This is a genomic window from Amycolatopsis sp. WAC 01375 (genome assembly GCF_003947325.1).
Classification (GTDB): domain Bacteria; phylum Actinomycetota; class Actinomycetes; order Mycobacteriales; family Pseudonocardiaceae; genus Amycolatopsis.
In genome coordinates, this window is the sequence record NZ_QHHW01000028.1 from 42,094 (window position 1) to 60,548 (window position 18,455).

Annotated in this window: 16 protein-coding genes; 12 read left to right on the top strand and 4 right to left on the bottom strand. The window is 67.5% G+C overall.

Going from position 1 to position 18,455, the window contains the following annotated elements:
* Window positions 1-5 precede the first annotated feature (5 nt).
* The 5 genes from DL991_RS18365 (at window position 6) to DL991_RS18385 (ending at window position 5,570) form a co-directional block, all read left to right on the top strand.
* Entirely contained in the window at window positions 6-560 is a 555-nt protein-coding gene (locus tag DL991_RS18365; protein WP_199746617.1) for a DUF5987 family protein, read from the top strand.
* On the top strand, window positions 557-2,194 hold the full coding sequence (locus DL991_RS18370; protein ID WP_125785559.1) for an FAD-dependent oxidoreductase: 1,638 nt from the start codon (window positions 557-559) through the stop codon (window positions 2,192-2,194). Before DL991_RS18365 ends, DL991_RS18370 begins: the two co-directional genes overlap by 4 nt.
* A gap of 163 nt (window positions 2,195-2,357) precedes the next feature.
* Window positions 2,358-3,158, top strand: a complete 801-nt coding sequence (locus DL991_RS18375) for a TIGR03084 family metal-binding protein (protein WP_125785560.1) — start codon at window positions 2,358-2,360, stop codon at window positions 3,156-3,158.
* Window positions 3,155-4,174, top strand: coding sequence for a carboxymuconolactone decarboxylase family protein (locus tag DL991_RS18380; protein ID WP_125785561.1), 1,020 nt, complete (start codon window positions 3,155-3,157; stop codon window positions 4,172-4,174). Before DL991_RS18375 ends, DL991_RS18380 begins: the two co-directional genes overlap by 4 nt.
* Window positions 4,164-5,570, top strand: coding sequence for a DHA2 family efflux MFS transporter permease subunit (locus tag DL991_RS18385; protein ID WP_125785562.1), 1,407 nt, complete (start codon window positions 4,164-4,166; stop codon window positions 5,568-5,570). Before DL991_RS18380 ends, DL991_RS18385 begins: the two co-directional genes overlap by 11 nt.
* Window positions 5,571-5,918: 348 nt before the next feature.
* Here the strand turns inward: DL991_RS18385 and DL991_RS18390 are convergent, their stop codons facing one another.
* Window positions 5,919-6,350: an SgcJ/EcaC family oxidoreductase gene (locus DL991_RS18390; RefSeq protein WP_125785563.1), complete on the bottom strand. Its 432-nt coding sequence runs from the start codon at window positions 6,348-6,350 to the stop codon at window positions 5,919-5,921.
* Window positions 6,351-6,381: 31 nt separating this feature from the next.
* On the bottom strand, window positions 6,382-7,560 hold the full coding sequence (locus tag DL991_RS18395) for an acyl-CoA dehydrogenase family protein (RefSeq protein WP_199746618.1): 1,179 nt from the start codon (window positions 7,558-7,560) through the stop codon (window positions 6,382-6,384).
* 267 nt (window positions 7,561-7,827) lie between these two features.
* Here DL991_RS18395 and DL991_RS18400 point away from each other — a divergent pair, with 267 nt between their 5' ends.
* The 5 genes from DL991_RS18400 to DL991_RS18420 all read left to right on the top strand — a co-directional run bounded on the left by DL991_RS18400 (window position 7,828) and on the right by DL991_RS18420 (window position 12,994).
* Window positions 7,828-9,225, top strand: coding sequence for an NAD(P)/FAD-dependent oxidoreductase (locus DL991_RS18400; RefSeq protein ID WP_125785564.1), 1,398 nt, complete (start codon window positions 7,828-7,830; stop codon window positions 9,223-9,225).
* Window positions 9,226-9,281: 56 nt separating this feature from the next.
* On the top strand, window positions 9,282-10,661 hold the full coding sequence (locus DL991_RS18405; protein ID WP_125785565.1) for an NAD(P)/FAD-dependent oxidoreductase: 1,380 nt from the start codon (window positions 9,282-9,284) through the stop codon (window positions 10,659-10,661).
* Between the two features lie 148 nt (window positions 10,662-10,809).
* Entirely contained in the window at window positions 10,810-11,796 is a 987-nt protein-coding gene (locus DL991_RS18410) for a sigma-70 family RNA polymerase sigma factor (protein ID WP_125785566.1), read from the top strand.
* A gap of 5 nt (window positions 11,797-11,801) precedes the next feature.
* On the top strand, window positions 11,802-12,395 hold the full coding sequence (locus tag DL991_RS18415) for a TIGR03086 family metal-binding protein (protein ID WP_158632656.1): 594 nt from the start codon (window positions 11,802-11,804) through the stop codon (window positions 12,393-12,395).
* A gap of 59 nt (window positions 12,396-12,454) precedes the next feature.
* Window positions 12,455-12,994, top strand: a complete 540-nt coding sequence (locus DL991_RS18420) for a pyridoxamine 5'-phosphate oxidase family protein (protein ID WP_125785568.1) — start codon at window positions 12,455-12,457, stop codon at window positions 12,992-12,994.
* Between the two features lie 508 nt (window positions 12,995-13,502).
* Here the strand turns inward: DL991_RS18420 and DL991_RS18425 are convergent.
* Both DL991_RS18425 and DL991_RS18430 read right to left on the bottom strand, forming a co-directional pair.
* Window positions 13,503-14,960, bottom strand: a complete 1,458-nt coding sequence (locus DL991_RS18425) for an MFS transporter (RefSeq protein WP_125785569.1) — start codon at window positions 14,958-14,960, stop codon at window positions 13,503-13,505.
* Window positions 14,961-15,145: 185 nt separating this feature from the next.
* Window positions 15,146-15,724: a dihydrofolate reductase family protein gene (locus DL991_RS18430; RefSeq protein WP_125785570.1), complete on the bottom strand. Its 579-nt coding sequence runs from the start codon at window positions 15,722-15,724 to the stop codon at window positions 15,146-15,148.
* Between the two features lie 215 nt (window positions 15,725-15,939).
* On the opposite strand from DL991_RS18430, the gene DL991_RS18435 reads away from it, so the two are divergent.
* Window positions 15,940-17,124 (top strand): acyl-CoA dehydrogenase family protein, encoded by a 1,185-nt coding sequence (locus DL991_RS18435; RefSeq protein WP_199746619.1) that lies wholly within the window; start codon window positions 15,940-15,942, stop codon window positions 17,122-17,124.
* Between the two features lie 52 nt (window positions 17,125-17,176).
* Window positions 17,177-18,337: an epoxide hydrolase family protein gene (locus DL991_RS18440; protein ID WP_125785571.1), complete on the top strand. Its 1,161-nt coding sequence runs from the start codon at window positions 17,177-17,179 to the stop codon at window positions 18,335-18,337.
* Window positions 18,338-18,455 lie beyond the last annotated feature (118 nt).

Below are 18,455 nucleotides of genomic sequence, written 5' to 3' on the forward strand. Positions count from 1 at the left end.
GGAATATGGATGATTACCAGCTTCAGACGATGACGCTCGAAGCGTTCGCGGACACCATCATCCCCGGCGAGAAACGAGCACCGGACGACCGGGCTATCGCGGGGGTTTCGGACGGGGGCGGCGCGGTCGCCGCCGGTGCCATCGAACTGCTCGAGTGGGACGCCACGGGTGTCTCCGAAGGTCTCGGACCGTTGTCGGCCGCGCTCAACGGGCACGCGACGGCCTATGCGCAGGAGCTCGGCCTCACGCTGGACGAGTCCGTCCCGCCGTTCGTGGCCTTGGCGTTCGCCGACCGGACCGCGCTGGTGGAGCGGCTCACCACGCCGGGCCATCCGGAGAAGGACGGGTGGGTCCTTCTCGCCCTGTTCAGCAACATGGCCTACGACAGCGCCGCGCACATGAGCACGACCGACGCGATCGAACAAGGACATCCAGGCCTGCTCGCGATGGGTTTCGCCAAACCGGAATCCGACGGCCTGTGGCGGTTCCCGAAGTATTCGTACGGCAGGGTGCTGGCGAAGTCGCATCCGGACACCACCGAATCAGGGAGCCTGTCATGAACGCGACCGAGAAGACCGATGTCGTCGTCATCGGCAGCGGATTCGGTGGCGCCATCGCCGCCTACCATCTGGCCGCGGGCGGGGCGAACGTCGTCGTCCTCGAACGCGGGCCCTGGCTGTCCGGTGAGGATTTCGACCACGACTACCTGCTCGGCAAGTCGTACACCCGGGTCTTCGATTTCGTGGCGGGCGACGGGATGAGCGTGCTCGGCGGGAACTGTGTCGGTGGCGGCAGCGTGGTGTACTTCGCCGCGCTGCCGCGGGCGCCGCGGTTCGTCTTCGACCGTCACGGCAGTATCGGGCGCCGCATGTGGCCCGAGGCCATCAGCCGCGACACGCTGGATCCGTGGTACGACCGCGTCTCGCAGGTGGTGCCGGTCCGCAAGCAGAGCTGGAGCGAGGTCACCTACGCCGGCGGGCTGTGGGCCGCCGCGTGCAACCACTCCGGGCGGACCGCCAACCCCGTCCCGGTCGGGATCGACGCCGCGAAATGCACCAACTGCAACTGGATGATGGCGGGCTGCCGGTTCGACGCCAAGCAGTCGCTGCTGTTCAACTACATTCCCGGCGCGGTCGGCCACGGCGCCGACATCCGCCCGCTCCACGAGGTCCAGCGGATCACCAGGAACGACGACGGTGACTACCGGATCCACTACACCCGCGTCGACGAGGTGGACTACCGGCTCCAGGAGCCCGGCGGCGCCATCGACGCCAAGATCGTCGTCCTCGCGGCGGGCGCCGCGGCCACTCCCGTCATCCTGCAACGCTCCGAGCCCGAGCTCGGGCCGATGCCGCACGCGGTCGGCCGGTACTTCTCCGGGAACGGCGAGCGGCTCAACACCGCGATCATCGACGAGGACCGCGTCGGCGAGGTGCTCGGCCTGTCCCGCGAGGACGGACCGGCCTACGCCGCGAACCAGATCGGCAAGGGCCCGGTGGTGGCGAACTGGGACAAGCTCGACGGCTCGCGGCCGGAGTACACCCGGTTCTCCCTGGAACAGCTGTACTTCCCGCCGGGGCTCGGCACGATCCTCGCCCAGGCACCCGATGCCACCGGCCCGGCCTGGTTCGGCCTCGCCAAGAAGGAAATGCTCAGTAAGTGGCGGTCATGGCTGACCATCTTCCTGATGACAGAGGACGACAACGAGGGCGTCTTCGGCCCGCCGCCGCCGACCGGCAACGCGTATCGGATCTCCCAGCAGATGCTGGGCCGCGGTTCGCTGCGGTACGACCCGACGCCGAACACCCTGAGCGGCTGGGCGATGGCCGACGCCGAGGTCAAGTCGATCCTGGAGCGCGACGGGCTGGCCAAGGTCATGCCGTGGACCAATGACGTGGTCGGCGCCTACACGGTGCACCCGCTCGCGTCCTGCCGCATCGGCGACGACCCGGCGACCTCGGCCCTCGACGACCGGCACGAACTGCGCGACCACCCCGGGATCTTCGTCACCGACGGCTCCGCGGTCCCCGGCGCGCTCACCGTGAACCCGGCCTTGACGATCGCCGCGCTGGCCGAACGCGCCATTCCCGCCATCGTCGAAGCGGCGCGGGAGCGCGGGGTGCGGGTCGAGTACGGTGCTCCGCTGCCGTCCAGGGTGACGACGACGGCGCCCGCAACGGCCTCCGCCAGTTGAGAGCTCACGGACCTGCCACCCGCCACGACACGTCACCTTCGCCTGTCCACTGTGGACACGCCGGCTGCCGGTCCGGCGCACGATGGGACATGACAGCGCACCGGCGGCACCGCCAAGCTAAGTCCGAGGAAATCCTTGTCGATTCGTGTGAAAGGTGAACGGCGTGGCCGGTTTGCGGGAAGTCATTCAGGATCTGGACGCCGACGGCGATGAGCTCGACGCGCTGCTCGCGTCGCTCACGCCGGAACAGTGGGCCACGCCGACCCCGGCGCCGGGGTGGACGATCGCGCATCAGGTGGCGCATCTCGCCGCGACCTTCCGGATGGCGGGGCTGGCCGCGGCCGATCCGGAGGGGTTCAAGAACCTCGCCGGCAGCCTCGGGCCGGATTTCGACGCGAACGTCCACGCCGCGCTGTCGCAGTTCCTGCCCGATCCTCCCGCCGTGCTGTTCGACCGGTGGAAGGCCGAGCGCGGCGCGGCGTCGAAGGCGCTGGCCGCCGCCGATCCCGCCGGTTTCGTTCCGTGGCTGGTGAATCCGCTGCCGCCGTCCATTCTCGCGAGTGCCGGGATGATGGAGATGTTCGCCCACGGCCAGGACATCGCGGACGCGCTCGGCGTGCGCCGGACCCGGACGGAACGCCTCGGCCATCTGGTCGCGTTCGCGGTGCGGACGTGGGACTTCGGCTATCTGGCCAGGGGGCTCACCGCGCCGGCCGAGCAGTTCCGGTTCGACCTGGTGTCACCCGCCGGCACCCAGTGGGGTTTCGGGCCGGAGGACGCCACCCAGCGCGTCGAGGGGCCGGCGGAGGACTTCTGCCTGCTGGTGACCCGGCGCCGTCACCACTCCGACCTCGCCCTCGTGGCCACCGGCGAGCACGCGGCACACTGGCTGGAGATCGCACAGGCCTACCGCGGGCCCGCGGGCGAAGGGCGCGAAGCGGGACAGTTCAGTCAAGGATCATGACCTCCAGGCTGCTGCGAACCGCGTTGCGCCGTTCGCTCAGGCAGATCCGCTATGTGACCCCGGTCGCGCCGCGGCGGGCGACGGGGCTGGTGGCGGACGTGTACCGCCAGGTCGAACGCGACTTCGGCATGCTCGCCCCGCCGGTGGCGCTGCACGCCGCCGCCCCGGCGGTGCTCGCCGGGAGCTGGATGGTGTTGCGGGAGACGCTGGTCGCGCCCGGACTCGTCGATCGCCGGACGAAGGAACGTGTCGCTACCGCGGTGTCGCGGTCGAACGAGTGCCCGTACTGCGTGACGGTGCACGGCGCGACGGTGCGGGGCATCGGCGCCTCGGCGGACCTGCCCGCGGACATGGACATCGCGGCCTGGGCGCGGCTGCCCGGGGTGGCGGAAACCCGCCCGTTCCCGGCCGAACACACCGCGGAACTCGTCGGGGTCGCGGTGTGCTTCCACTACCTGAACCGCATGGTGAACGTGTTCCTCGAAGATTCGCCGCTGCCGGACGAGCTCCCGGCGGCGGCCCGCGGCGCGGCGGAGGCCTTCTTCAGCAGGTTCATGGGTGCGGTGGCGGCCAAGCCGGGTGAGCCCGGCACGTCGCTCGAGTTGCTGCCGCGGGAACCGCTGCCGTCGGATCTGCGGTGGGCGGCGGGCAACCCCGTCATCGCGGCCGCGTTCGCCAGTGCCGCCGCGGCGATCGACTCCGCCACCCGGGACAGCGTCAGTGAGGGTGTCGCCGCGCTGGTCTGCGCGCGACTGTCCACATGGGACGGGCGGCCGACCGGACCGAGCCGGGCCTGGGCCGAAGAGGCGATCACGGTGTTGCCCGCGTCCGAACGCGCGGCCGGCCGGCTCGCCCTGGTCACCGCGATGGCCTCCTACCAGGTCGACGAGACGGTCGTGGCGGAGTTCCGGCGCGTCCATCGGGAGGACAGGGCCCTGGTCGAAGTGACGTCATGGGCGAGTATGGCGGCCGCGCGAAGGATCGGTGTACTGAAAACCGGCCAGGATGCGCGGTGACCTGACGCGGACCGGAGTGCGGTCCGGTCCCTGGCCCGCGCTCGGCGTGCTGTGCCTCGCCAACTTCCTGATCCTGCTCGACACCACGATCGTGAACACCGCGGCGCCGGTGATGATGCGCGTGCTCGAGGCCGGGATCGACGAGATCCTGTGGATCTTCAACGGCTATCTGCTGACCTTCGCGGCGCTGCTGATCGTCTTCGGCCGCCTGGGCGACCTCGTCGGCCCGCGCGCGGTCTTCATCGCCGGGCTGGCCGGGTTCACCGTCGCATCTGTCCTGTGTGGACTGTCGACCACTCCCGGGATGCTGATCGTCTTCCGGATCCTGCAGGGGGTCGGCGCGGCGGCACTGGTACCCCAGGCACTCGTGTTGATCTCGGCGATCTTCCCGGCACGACGTCGTGGCGCCGCGTTCGGAATCTTCACCGCGGTCGCGGGTTTGGCGTCGGTGAGCGGGCCGACGCTCGGCGGCCTGCTCGTCACCGAATTCGGCTGGCAGTCGGTCTTCTACCTCAACCTGCCGATCGGCCTGATCGCGATCGTCGCGACCCTCCGGCTCGTGCCCGCCCCGCGCACCGCACGCTCGCACCGGTTCGACCCGGTCGGCGTGCTGCTCGCCACCACCGGCCTGACCGCGTTGGTGTTCGGGCTGATCGAGGGGGAGCGGCACGACTGGGGCAAGGTGGCCGGCCCGGTCTCCATTCCGGCGATCTTCGCCGCGTCGGTGGTGTTGCTCGTGACGTTCGTGCTGTGGGAACGGCGCCGTGCGGAACCGCTGGTGCCGCTCACGCTGTTCCGTGACCGGAACTTCGGCATCGCGACCACGATCACGCTGATCACTTCGTTCGCGTTGTACGGCCTGCTGCTGGTGTTCGTGATCGAGACGCAGACGCTGCTCGGCATGAGCCCCGTCGAGTCCGGGCTGAGCGCGCTGCCCTGGACGCTGGCGCTCAGCGCGGTCGCTCCGGTCGCCGGCAGGCTGACCGACCGGATCGGCGGCAAACCGCTGCTCGTTTCCGGGCTCGCGCTGTTCGCGCTCGGCGTGCTCGGCGTCGGGCTCCTGCCGGACTCCTCGTCGACCGCCGCGGTGTTCGTCCTCCCGCTGATCGCGGTCGGCGTCGGACAGGGCCTGACCCTGGCGCCCGCGACGACCGAGGCCATGCGCGACATCACCCCAGGGAACTCCGGTGCCGCGTCCGGGATCCTGAACACCGCCCGGCAGGTCGGCGGCGCGCTCGGGGCGGCCGTGGCCGGCGCGATCCTGCAGAACCGCGTCGCCGGGGAACTCGGGCAGCACGCGTTCCTCTCCGCCGCCCGCACGGCCCTCGCCGTCCTGGCCGGTGTACTCGTGGCCGGTGCCGCCCTGGCCACGCTCATGAAGCCGAAGCCACGTTGAGGGCACGAACGCCCGCGTGTTCCGCCTCCAATCACGCGAGTTGCGCCTTCAATCACGCGAGTTCGCCGCCCAATCACGCGAGTTCCGCCTTCAATCACGCGTGTCCACCTTATTGACCCGTAATTCGGGGGTGGCGTGACCGAGGTGGTCGTGAGTGGCGACAGGGGCCCGCTGCCGAAAGTCCGTGAAGGCCTCCTTGAGGGACCCAGAGTCCCTCAAGGAGGCCTTCACGGACTTCCGACGGGGCCCGGTGCCACGGCTGCCACGGAGACCCCCGGCACCCGCTCACGCCGATGCGCCCGAACGCCGTCCTCTGACTGGACGTTCGGGCGCAAGACCGGCGTGGTGTCAGTTCGCCGACGTGCCCGGGACGGGAAGGCGCTGGGTGGCGGGGCTGTTCTGATAGGCGGCGAGCTTCCACTCGCCGTCCTGCTTCACCACGAACCACGCCGCGCGGATCGCCTGCGAGTCCGAGACCTCGGACTCGCCGGGCGCGAGTACCCCGCCCTGGGTCAGCAGCAGGCCGACCTCGCTCGAGAAGAACCGGATGTCGACCGGCTTGCCGGTCACCTGGGTGCCCTTGTACTGGTCGGCGAAAGCGTCCTTGAGGTAGGCGCGGATCTCCTCACGGCCCTTCTTGTACAGGCCCGGCAGGATCATCGTGCCGTCCTCGGTGAAGACGTCGGCGAAGGTATCGGCGTCGTTGTACGCCCAGGCCGAAATCACCTTCTGCGTGAGCGCGGCGACCGCGGCCTGCTCCGCCTTGGTGCTGGAGTCCATGGGTTCCCTTCCCTGTTCCGGATTTCGGCGATCAGAAGTACAGCGTGTTGGGTTCGAGACCGCAGAGCACGCGGCCGTACAGTTCCGTGTTGGTGTCGGGGTGCATGAGCGCGTGCAGGTTGACGGCCTGGACGTCCCGCTGGATGCGCTGCATGAGCACGTCCGTGTAGATCGACGATCCGCCGCTCGCGGTGCTGAAGATGTCCACCGCCTCCTTGACGAGCGCGCAGACCGCGCCCATGTCCGCGCGTGCCTGCGCACGTTCCTCCAGCTTCCACGAGGTGCCGTCGACGCTCTTGGTGTCCACCAGTGACGTCAGGCGCTTCCCGTGGAACTCCGCGGCGTCCAGTTTCAACGACGCGCTCGCGACCTGAAGGTGGGTCAGCGGTGCCTCCCGCTGACTTTCGTATGCGGTATAGGTGATCTTCCGGTTCGGCAGGCGTTTGAGGAAGAACTCCTTGGCGGCGTTGCCCATCCCGAGCACGCTGCCGACCGACGAGGCGGACGCGACCGGCAGCAGCGGGGCCCGGTAGATCGGCGCGTCGGCGTTCCGCACGCTCGCGTACTGCCCCTGCAACATGGCGGGGAGCGGCATGATGCGTGCCTGCGGGACGAACACCTCTTTCGCCACCGTGCTGACACTGCCGGTGCCCTTGAGGCCCGAGGTGTGCCAGTCGTCGACGATCAGCAGATCCGACATCGGCACCAGGGCCATGATCGGATAGGGCTCGCCCTCACCGCCGACCAGCACGGCGATGACCTCCTGCCAGTGCGCGTGATGGGCACCGCTGATGAAGCCCCATTTACCGTTGATCACCACGCCGCCGTCGGCAGGGGTGGCCATCGCGGTCGGACTGAGCGTGCCGCATACGCGGACATCGGGTGTCGAGAACACCTCGTCCTGTACCTCGTCCGGGAATTGCGACGCCATCCAGGTGGGAATCCAATACACCGCCGCGGTCCACGCGGTGGACCCGTCCGCCCTGCCCATTTCGGCCGCGACGTCGAGAAGTGTCGCGGTGTCCGCCTCGAATCCGCCGTACCGCTTCGGTGTGCGCAATTTGAACACGCCGGCGTCCGCCAGCACGTCGATCGTGTCGTCGTGGAGCCGACGGTTTTCCTCGGCCCAACCGGCCTTGTCTCGGAGACTTGGCCGCAGCTCGGAGATACGCCGCACCAGTTGCTCGCGCGTGGGAATTTCGGTGGACAAGACTGAAACCTCCTCGTGAAGGCGTGGACGGAACGCGTTCACCGCCGTCTGTCCGCCCCGGTGAGCAAGACGCTTTCATCGTGGGTGGGCCGGGGCATCTTCGATCGTGCCGCGTTGAACCGGGCTCACCCGCGCACAACCAGAGATGCGTGACCGGGTACGACACTGCCATGGTCGGTCCATTGCCGCCGCACCCTCAAAGATGCGCCGCCGTTCCGTCGGCTGAAAGCATTACCCGAGCTGATCACGAGAAAGGGGACTGGCGCCGTGAGTAACGTGACCGGGAGACGGGCGATCGTACTGGGCGGCAGCATCGGCGGAACATTGGCCGCGCGGGTGCTCGCCGAATTCTTTTCCGAGGTGCTGATCGTCGATCGCGACGAGATCGTCGGGGTTTACGAGGCACGCAAAGGGACTCCGCACACCCGGCACGCACACGGCCTGCACGCTCGTGGCCATTTGATCATCGAGGAATTGTTCCCCGGTTTCACCGAAGAATTGCGCGCCAACGGCGTGCCGACCGGTGATCTCGGGGAAATGCGCTGGTTCTTCGACGCGCGGGAGTTGCGGCCGTCGCGCACCGGATTGATCTCGGTGACGGCGCCACGTCCCTTCCTGGAAGGGTATCTGCGCGCTCGCGTCGCCGAATTGCCGAATGTCAGGATTCTGGAAAAGCACGACATTCTCGGCCTGCTGGCCACACCGAGCCGGGACCGCGTGATCGGGGCACGGGTCCGGTCACGCGCCGAGGGCGCCCAGGAGGAGGCGCTGGAGGCCGATCTCGTCGTGGACGCGACCGGGCGTGGCTCGCGCACACCCGCCTGGCTGGAGGAATTCGGTTACGCCCGCCCGCGTGAGGACAAGGTCAAAGTCGGCCTCGCCTACACGACCCGGCTCTACCGGACGCGGCCGGAATGGTTCGGCGGCGTGCAATCGATCAACCCGGTCGCCTCGCCCGCGCATCCGAGGGGCGCGTTCTTCGGGCAGATCGGGAAGGACACGTGCATCCTTTCGCTGACCGGCATCCTTGGCGACCATCCCCCGACGGAGCCCGGCGCGTTCCTCGAATTCGTCCGCTCGCTGCCGGTGCCGGACATCTACGACGCGGTCCATGACGCCGAAGGCCTGGACGCGCCGGTGAGCTTCGGCTTCCCGGCCAGTGTCCGGCGCCGTTACGAGAGCCTTTCCCGCTTCCCGGACGGCCTGCTGCTCATCGGCGACGCATTGTGCAGCTTCAACCCGGTCTACGGCCAGGGTATGAGCGTCGCGTCCATCGAGGCACTGACCCTGCGCGAGCATCTGCGGAAGGGCGGTGTGCGGCCCGGATCGTTCCTGACGGACCTGGCGAAGGTGATCGACGCGCCGTGGGACATCTCGGCGGGCGGCGACCTGAACTTCCCGCGTGTGCAGGGCCGCCGCACGCTCAAGGTGCGGATGGGCAACGCGTACATGTCCCGTCTCCAGTACGCCGCTACCAAGGACGCCGGGGTCGCCGGCGCGTTCATGCGGGTGGCGGGCCTGATCGACCCGCCGGAGACCCTGATGCGGCCGTCGATGGTGAGGCGTGTGCTGAAGCACGGCCTCGGCAGGCCGGCCCCGGGCCCGTCCCGGTCCGCGGCGCCCAAGCCGCTTGCTCCGCTCCACGATCGGGAGGAGCTGTCATGAAGATCCCATGGGCCGTCGCTCATCCCTAGCAGCGGTCCCTGAAACGGAGGCTTCACGTGGTCGATCATCTAGGCGAACGAGCGGTCGTTCTCGGCGCGGGTATCGCCGGTCTGCTGACAGCTCGGGTGCTGTCCAAGCGATATCGCACGGTTCTCCTCGTCGAACGAGACGAGATCATCGGTGTGACCGGTACCCGTCGCGGGATACCGCAGGGCTCGCACGCGCACGCGTTGCTCGCCAAGGGCCAGCAGATCCTGGAGGACCTGTTCCCGGGGCTGCTCGCACAGATGCAGGACGACGGCGTCCCCATCGGCGACATGGCGGGCCGCCTGCGGTGGTATTTCAACGGCGCCCGGCTGGCGCAGAAGGATTGCGGCCTGCTGAGTGTGTCGGCGACCCGGCCACAGCTGGAGGCCTACATCCGTGACCGGGTCTTCGCTCTGCCGAACGTCGAAGTCCTCCAGAGCACGGTGATCCGCGGTCTGATCGTCTCCGGCGACAAGACGAGGGTGAAGGGCGTCCGAGTCGCGGGCACGACCGCCGAGGCCGACGACGTCCTCACCGCGGACCTGGTCGTCGACGCGACGGGCCGGGGCAGCAGGACGCCCGCCTGGCTGGAGGAGTTCGGCTACGAACGGCCGAGCGAGGACAGCATCAAGATCGACCTGACCTACACCTCGCGCAATTTCACCTTGACCGAAGATCCCTTCGGGAACGACCTGGCGATCAACCCGGTCGCCTGTCCGGCGAATCCCCGGGGCGCCTTCTTCGTCAATCTCGGAAACGGGGAGGCACTGGTCTCCTTGACCGGGATCATCGGCGACCGGCCGCCCGGTGAACTCGACGGGTTCCTCGACTACACGCGATCGCTGTCCGCGCCCGAGATCCACGGCGCGGTGCACACGGCGAAACCGGTGGGCGAGGCGACGTCGTTCCGGGTCCCGGCGAGCATTCGACGGCGGTACGACAAGCTGACCCGGTTCCCGGCCGCTTTCCTGGTCATCGGTGACGGCGTGTGCGCCTTCAACCCGGTCTACGGCCAGGGAATGACCGTGGCCGCCATGGAGGCTGTCGCACTCGCCGAGCATCTCGCGAAGGGACAGCCGCGGCCGGTTGAATTCTTCCGCGAGCTGAAACCGATCATCGACGTGCCCTGGAGCATTTCCGCGGGCGGTGACCTCGCCTTCCCGCAAGTGGTCGGAAAGCGGGATCTGCAGGTTCGCATGGGGAACCTCTTCATGGCGCGCCTGCATACCGCCGCGCAGGTGGGCGGCAGGTTCACGGCGGCGTTCTTCCGGGTGGCGGGTCTCGTCGACCCGCCGCAGACGCTCATGCGGCCTGCTTTCATGCTCGACGCCCTGCGCACGGCACGTCGAGTGGTGAAGGGACGACCTGCCCGCGGAGCGGACGTGGGCCTTTCGAGCGCCACTCGATAGGGCCTGTTTCCGCGGGTTCGGCGTTCACACAGGGTGATTTTCGGCGCGAGCGATGAGTTTCGGCAGGCCCGCTGGTCTGTATCGTTGTGACGTCGAATCGCCGGCGGGGACGAGGCATGGGTGCCGGTGAGGTGAGGGGAGGCAGCAGGTGCTGGTCGAGGAGGATTTCGAGCGGGTGACCGCGCCTTTCCGCCGTGAGCTGCTGGCGCATTGCTACCGGATGCTCGGCTCGGTCCATGACGCCGAGGAGCTCGTCCAGGAGACGTACTTGCGGGCTTGGCGTGGCTTCGGCGGGCTCGAACAACACTCGTCGTTGCGTCAGTGGTTGTACCGGATCGCGACCAACGTGTGCCTCACCGAACTGGAGCGCAGCGGACGGCGGCCGTTGCCTTCGGGCCTCGGCCATCCTCCGCTGGACGTCGCGCCGAGCGCGCTGGCGCCACTGCCGCACGTGCGGTGGGTCGAACCGAGCCCGGACAAGGTGTTCGGGGCGGGGACGGAGGATCCGGCCACCGTCGCGGCGTCGCGCAACAGCATGCGGCTCGCCCTCGTGGCCGCTTTGCAGCTGCTGCCACCGAAGCAGTGCGCGGTCTTGTTGTTCCGTGACGTGCTCAAATGGCAGACACCCGAGGTCGCGGACCTGCTGGGAATCAGCCATGCCGCGGTGAACAGCGCGCTGCAGAGAGCTCGTGCGACGGTCAAGAAGGCCGCTCCCGCGGAGGACGAGGTCGTCGACGTGCCCGCCCGCCGCGCGGTGCTGGACAAATACGTGGCCGCCGTCGAAAACGCGGACAGCAGCGCGCTGGCCGGGATCATGACGGAAAACGCGGTCTGGGAGATGCCGCCGTTGCCGATGTGGATCGCCGGCCGCGACGCGATGGAGTCCTTCATCGATCGCTTCTGTCCTTCGGCGGCCGGGGACAACCGGCTCGTCCGGACCTCGGCGAACGGGCAGCCCGCGTTCGCGGCGTACCTGCGGGGAAGCGACGGAGTGCACCGCGCACATCAACTCAACGTCGTGTCGGTCACCAACGAAGGAATCGACCACATCGTGTCGTACCAGTCGCCCGGCCTGTTCGAGCTCTTCGACCTGCCGGAGGTCTTCGGCCGTCGGTCTGGACCGAGCGGGACGTGAAACCCGTGCCTGGAGTGGGGTTCGCGGACGGGTCGAGGCTGCTGGAGGGCTCGATCGTCTATGCGCTCGTGGTCTTCACCGATATCGCGGAGGTCGATCTCGAGCGGGCCACGCCGTGCAGCGAATGGACCCTGCGCGAACTTCTCTGGCACGTCAACGAGTCGATGGCGGACCTGCACGAGGGGATCGTGACCGGGGGAGTCGAACTCTTCAAAGTAGGGCAGGGGGCGATGGCTTCGGCGCCGATGCCGAAGCCGGGACCGACGATCACGGCACAGGTGCTGGCCAGCCGTCTGCTGAGCGTCGTGAGCATGCGGGAATCCTCGCCGTCACTGTCCATCGGCGACCGTCCGCTGGACGGTGGCGTCGCCGCGAGCGTGGGGGCGATCGAGGTCGCCGCGCACGCGTGGGACATTTCGCATGCCTGCGGCCACAATCTCGACGTTCCGAAACAGTTGGCTCGTGACCTGCTCGAATTGAGCCACTCTGTCATTCCAGAGTCGCATCGGTCGCCCTTCTTCGCGCCCCCGGTCAAAGTGGGGCCTTCGGCGAGTGAGACGGACAAGTTCGTCGCGTTCCTCGGGCGAATGCCAGGGTGAGACCGAACGACGAGATCGGCGCCTCGTTCCGGCGTCGTGACTCCGTGAGGAAGTACTAGATGAAATACTCCGACATCGTGCGACTCGTGGAGACCGATCCGGTCGTGCGGACGCTGCTGGAGATGCCCATCGCGCTACGGCTCGGATACACGGGCCTGGACGGCAGCCCCCGCGTCATCCCGGTCGTCTATCTCTGGGACGGCGCGGCCTTCATCTTCGCGTCGCCGGCCTCGGCGTACAAAGTGAAGTCCATCGCGGCGCGCCCGGAGGCCGCGTTCTCCCTCGACGTCGGTCCCGGCCCGACCGCGGCCGAGGCGCGGGTGAAGATCTCGTCGTCGCTCGGCCTGCCGGTCGTCGACTACGCGCCGATCGCCGTGACCGGACGCGGGACCACTTCGATCGAGATCTGTTCGGGGATCCCGCAAATACATCTGGAGATGGCCCGCCGGATGATCGGCGACGACAGGAAACTGAAAGACTGGGCCGACGGGCACGTCGAACGGGACAACGACTGGGCGATCATCTCACTCACCCCGACCCATATCTCGGTCTGCGACTTCGTTTCCCGGTTCCCGCCGACGGCGGAACTCGGCCCTTGAGCGTTGGGCACGGACCGGCTTTTCCTACCTGCTCCGGTTCCGGCCCTCTCGACCGACTTGATCAAAGCCGGAACCTGAGCAACTCAGGGAGCCTTCGGCCCTGGCCAGGCGCGAGGGGGTCGTGAGTGTTTTGGGTCGTTGGAGCCAAGGTGTCTTAGGTACCACGTGAGTGGTCACCGGTCCGTGGGGATGTCGTGAAGGGCCCCTTTGAGACGTTGAAGGTCTCAAAGGGGCCCTTCACGACACACCGGGGCCGGGCAGGAACGCCCCCGTGAGCCTCGGCGCCACAGCGACAGTGCGTGAAGGACCCCATCCTTGCGCCTAAGTACAGGAAGGGGACCTTCATGTACTTCAAACCAGGCATCACGCAAGAAGCGCCGCAGGTCACGCAGTAGGTACCTAAGAGGAGGCTCGCCAAAACGGCCCAAAACACTCACGACCCACCCCGCTCACGACAGAAACCAGGGCCGTGCCGGTCTCCCGGCACGGCCCTGGCTTCGAGGGGTACCTACCGTCCTGTCGCGCCTTCGGCGGGAGCCGGATCTGGGGTTCCGGTGTCGCCGGCGGGCGCGGACAGACCGGCGGCCCTCTTCCCGGGGGAGAACGCCGCGACGATGGCACCGAAGACCGAGCCGATCGCACCGACGTAGAGTGCCGCTTGGAAGCCGTCGATCGCCGAAGCCGGGCTGGCGTAACTGCCGTACATCGCGAAGACGGCGCCGAGGATGGCGACACCGAAGACGCTGCCCAGTTCCTTGACGGCGTTGTTGGCCCCGGCCGCGGTCCCCGTGTCGCCAGGGGGAACCGAACTCAACGCGAGCGTCGTCATCGTCGGGAAGCACATGGAGATACCGACGCCGGACACGATGAGCGGGCCGATCAGTTGCCCGTAGCCGATGCCGGGCGCCGTGACGGCTCCCATCCACGCCAGCCCGGCGGTCTGGAGCAGCATGCCGGCGACCATGAACGGCCGGGTGCCGAACTTGTCGGCCAGGCTGCCCGCGATGGGTGCGACGAGGAACGGCATACCGGTCCACACGAGGAGACGCAGACCTGTCTGGAGCGGGTCGAGGCCGAGTCCGGTCTGCATGAGCTGCGCGAGGATGAACAGCGTGCCGATCACCGAGATCTGCTGACAGAAACCGACTACGTTCGCGGTGGCGAAACCACGATTCCGGAAGTACGCCAACGGGATCATCGGGTGACTGGTCCGGGTCTCCCATTTGACGAACGCGGCCATGAGCACGGCGCCGAGGATCAGCGCGCCGATGACCTCCCAGCTGCCCCAGCCCACGGTGGGCGCCTGCACACCGGCCCAAGTCAGCGCGAAGAGGCCGACACCTGCCAGTGCCAGACCACCCAAATCGAGCTTCGGTCGCCCGCCGTACGATTCACGAAGGACGCCGTAGGCGAGAGCCATCGCGATGATCGCGAAGGGAACGTTCAGCCAGAAGATCCATTCCCAGGACAGCCCCTCGGTGATGAAGCCGCCGACGACCGGGCCGCCGGCGATGCCGACACCGGCGATGGCTCCCCAGATGCCCATGGCGGCGCCGCGCTTCTCCGGCGGGAAGTTGTCCGCCAGGAGGCTCATGCTCAGCGGCATCGCCACCGCGGCGGCCGCACCCTGCGCGAACCGCGCCAGGATCAGGGTGTCGATGGAGGTCGACATCGCGGCCAGCACGGACGCGAGCGCGAACAAGCCGAGCCCGAGTACGTACATCCGCCTGCGCCCGAAGCGATCCCCGAGCGCGGCCCCGGTGAGGACGAGGCAGGCGAAGACCAGGTTGTAGCCGTTGATGGTCCATTCCAGCTCGGAGAGACTGGCGCCCAGTTCGGCCTGCAAACTCGGCAACGCGGTCGCGACCACGACGACGTCGAGTGACGTCAGGAAGACGCCGATGCCCACTGCGACGAGCGCCCATCCCGGCCGGAGACGGGACGGGGTGACGGTTGAGGTATTCAAGGCCGCATCCCCTTTGCGCCCATCGAAGCTGTAGTTCTCGTCATTGCCAGACACTCCTGTTCGATGCTCGTGATGGTCGGTAGTCGCGTGCAGGCGACAGAAGTACAGACCAGGCGGGAGTGCCCAAACTGATCGCTGTGCCGGGAATCAGGCGGTGACCGGTCGCGATCGCCGGACGGGCGGCGTCAGTCGCGGCGTTCGTAGGTGGCGACGATGACGTCGCCGACCGTGCGTGACGAGGCCAGATCGAAGTCGGCGGGGATCGCGCCGTCCACGAAGAGACGCTTCCCGGATCCCACGACCACCGGGAAGAAGAGCAGCCGGTACTCGTCGACCAGGCCGTTCCGCATGAGCGTATGGGTCAGGTTGCCGGAGCCCGACACCCAGATCGGTCCGCCCGTTCCGTCCTTGAGCTCTTTCACGGCGGAGGCCACGTCGCCATCGATCATGGTGGTGTTCACCCAGTCAGCGGACTTGACACTGCGTGACGCGACGTATTTGTCCATCGCCTCGAGGCGTTTGTTGATCGGGTGATCGCCGGTCGTCGGCCAGTACGCGTAGAAGATGTCGTAGGTCTTCCGGCCGAGCAACAGCGCGTCCTCGTCGGCCGTCCACGTGAAAAAGGTGTCGCTGAGCAGGCTGCCCGCGTGTTTCGCGGTCCAGCCGCCACCTTCGAAACCGCCTTCGCGGTCTTCGTCCGGCGTTCCCGGCCCCTGGACCACGCCGTCCAAGGACACGAACTGTTGCACGATCACTTTCCGCACGATGTCTCCCTTCGTCTCGTCAATACAGACTCGCCGGCGCCGGAAAACTCATCGCCCGGCGCGGAGATTCTTCCCGTGATCACGGATCGTAGTGCGGCAGGCCGAGATGATCTTGTGGCGGCGCCGGACGGCACACTCGGAGATGCAGCCCGGGTTCGCGGCGGACAGGATCCAGTCATACCGCGCTCCAAGCGAACGAATCGCCGGAGGTCAAGATGGTGCTGGATATCCAATCCCCTTCACGAGAGGAGTTGGTCGCGCGCGCATCCGAGCTGGTCCCTCTCATCAGGGGACGTGCTCAATGGATCGACGAGAACCGGCGGCTCCCCGCGGACGTGATCGAGGGGATCGAACGTTCCGGCCTGCTCAAAATGCGCGTTCCCACGCGATACGGTGGGTATCAGAGCGACGCGAGAACGCTCATCGACGTCCACGCGGAAATCGCTCGCGGTGACAGTTCCGCCGCTTTCTGCGTTTCGGTCTGGTCGCTCATCAACTGGATCGCCGGGTTGTATCCGGACGAGGTGCAGGACGAGGTGTTCGCGACTCCGAACTCGCGGGTCTGCGGAACGTTGGCGGCGAGCGGGAAAGCGTCGCGGACGAACGGCGGCTATGTCATCAGTGGCGAATGGAGGTTCAACAGCGGGGTACTCCACAGTCACTGGAAACTGGTGGTCGCCGAACCCGATGAAGCGGGCGCCGGTGAAGGTCCGATCATGGCGATCCTGCCGGCGTCGAGCTTCGAGGTCATCGACGACTGGCACACTCACGGCCTGCGCGGTTCGGGCAGTGTGAGCGTTCGCGCGCACGACGTGTTCGTCCCCCGAGCGCGAGTTCGCCCGGTGATGGAATTCTTCGACGAGCAATGCAAATCGGAGACGAACTCCACCCAGGCGATCTATCAGGTGCCCATGCTGGTCACCTCCACCATCGCCACGGCTGGTCAATGTGTCGGCGCGGCAGAGGCCGCCATCGAGCATTTCCTGGACCGGCTTCCCGGGCGGAAGATCACGTACACGGATTACGAATCGCAGCTGACCGCGCCGCTCACGCATCTCCAGGTCGGCGAGGCCACTCTGCTCGCCGAGGAAGCGCGGCTTCGGGCGCAGACGTTCGCCGACCTGGTGGACGCGAAGGCGGCGCGCAACGAGCCGTGGACGCAAGCCGAACGAATTCGCTCCCGGGTCGAAATGGGGCGGGTGGCACAATTGGCACAGGAGTCCATCCGGATCGTCTCGACCGCGAGCGGCGGTAGCTCGATCTACAACGATGTGCCGATCCAGCGGATACATCGGGATATCGAAACGATCGCGTTGCACGCCTTGACGAGCCCGAACACGAACATCGAACTGCTCGGCAGGCATCTGTGCGGGCTAGAGCCGAACACGACGTATCTCTGAGGCCGTCCGTCCCGACTGGTCACCACGTCGGCACTACACGCGAGGAAGTCCATTGAAACCCTTTCGCATCGAAATACCGCAATCGCAGCTGGACGATCTCGATCGTCGCCTCGACCAGACGCGCTGGCCGCGAGATCTTCCCGACGTCGGCTGGGATCGCGGCGTGCCGACCGCCTATCTCAAGGAGGTCGTCGACTACTGGCGGAACTCCTACGACTGGCGTTCGGCCGAGGCGGAACTGAACACGTTGCCGCAGTACGTCACCGAGATCGACGGCGCGAACATCCACTTCATCCACGTTCGTTCGCCCGAACCCGACGCGCTTCCGCTGCTGATAACGCACGGATGGCCAGGGTCGGTGGTCGAGTTCCTCGACGTGGTGGGTCCGCTGACGAATCCGCGTGCGCACGGCGGCGATTCGCGCGACGCGTTCGATCTGGTGATTCCCGCCATGCCGGGATTCGGTTTCTCCGGCCCTCCCTCGGAACCCGGCTGGACGATCGAACGGATCGCTTCGGCGTGGGCGGTGCTGATGGAGCGCCTCGGCTACGATCACTATGTGCCGCAAGGCGGGGACTTCGGGTCCGGGGTCTCCCTTTTCGTGGCGTTGAAGGATCCGGACCACGTGGCGGGTCTCCACCTGAACACCCTGGTCACGAAACCCAGTGGGAACCCGGACGATCTCGTCGGCCTGAGCGCGTCCGAGCAGGCTCGGCTGGATCGGACCGCCCGTTTCGTGGACGTCCTCTCCGGTTCCATGAAGCTCCAGGCGACCCGGCCGAACACGATCGCGTACCCGCTGGTCGATTCCCCGGTCGGCCAGCTGGCCTGGATCATCGAGAAGTTCAAGGACTGGGCGGACGCGGAGACCAAGCCGGAGGACGCCGCGAGTCTCGACCGCATCCTGACCAACGTGATGTTCTACTGGCTGACCGGCACCGGCGGTTCTTCCGCGCAGCTGTACTACGAAATCGTCGACCAGCTGCCCATCGCCGCGACCACCGGTACGTACCCGCCGATTTCGGCGCCGCTCGGCGTCGCGGTGTTCCCGAAGGCGCCGTTCATGTCCATCCGGAAGTTCGTGGATCGCGACTTCCCCAACGTGGTGCACTGGGCGGAGTACGACCGCGGCGGGAACTTCGCCGCCTTGGAAGAGCCCGACCTGTTCGTCGGCGATCTGAGGGCGTTCCGGCGGGCTCTCGACGCCCAGTGAACCCGGTTTGAGCGACGGTTCGATTGCCGGCCGTGTTCCCGATGTCGCATTGGAGACACTGAGCGTCTCCGATGCGACATCGGGAACCGGACCGGCAGGGATCGCCGGACGGTCGATA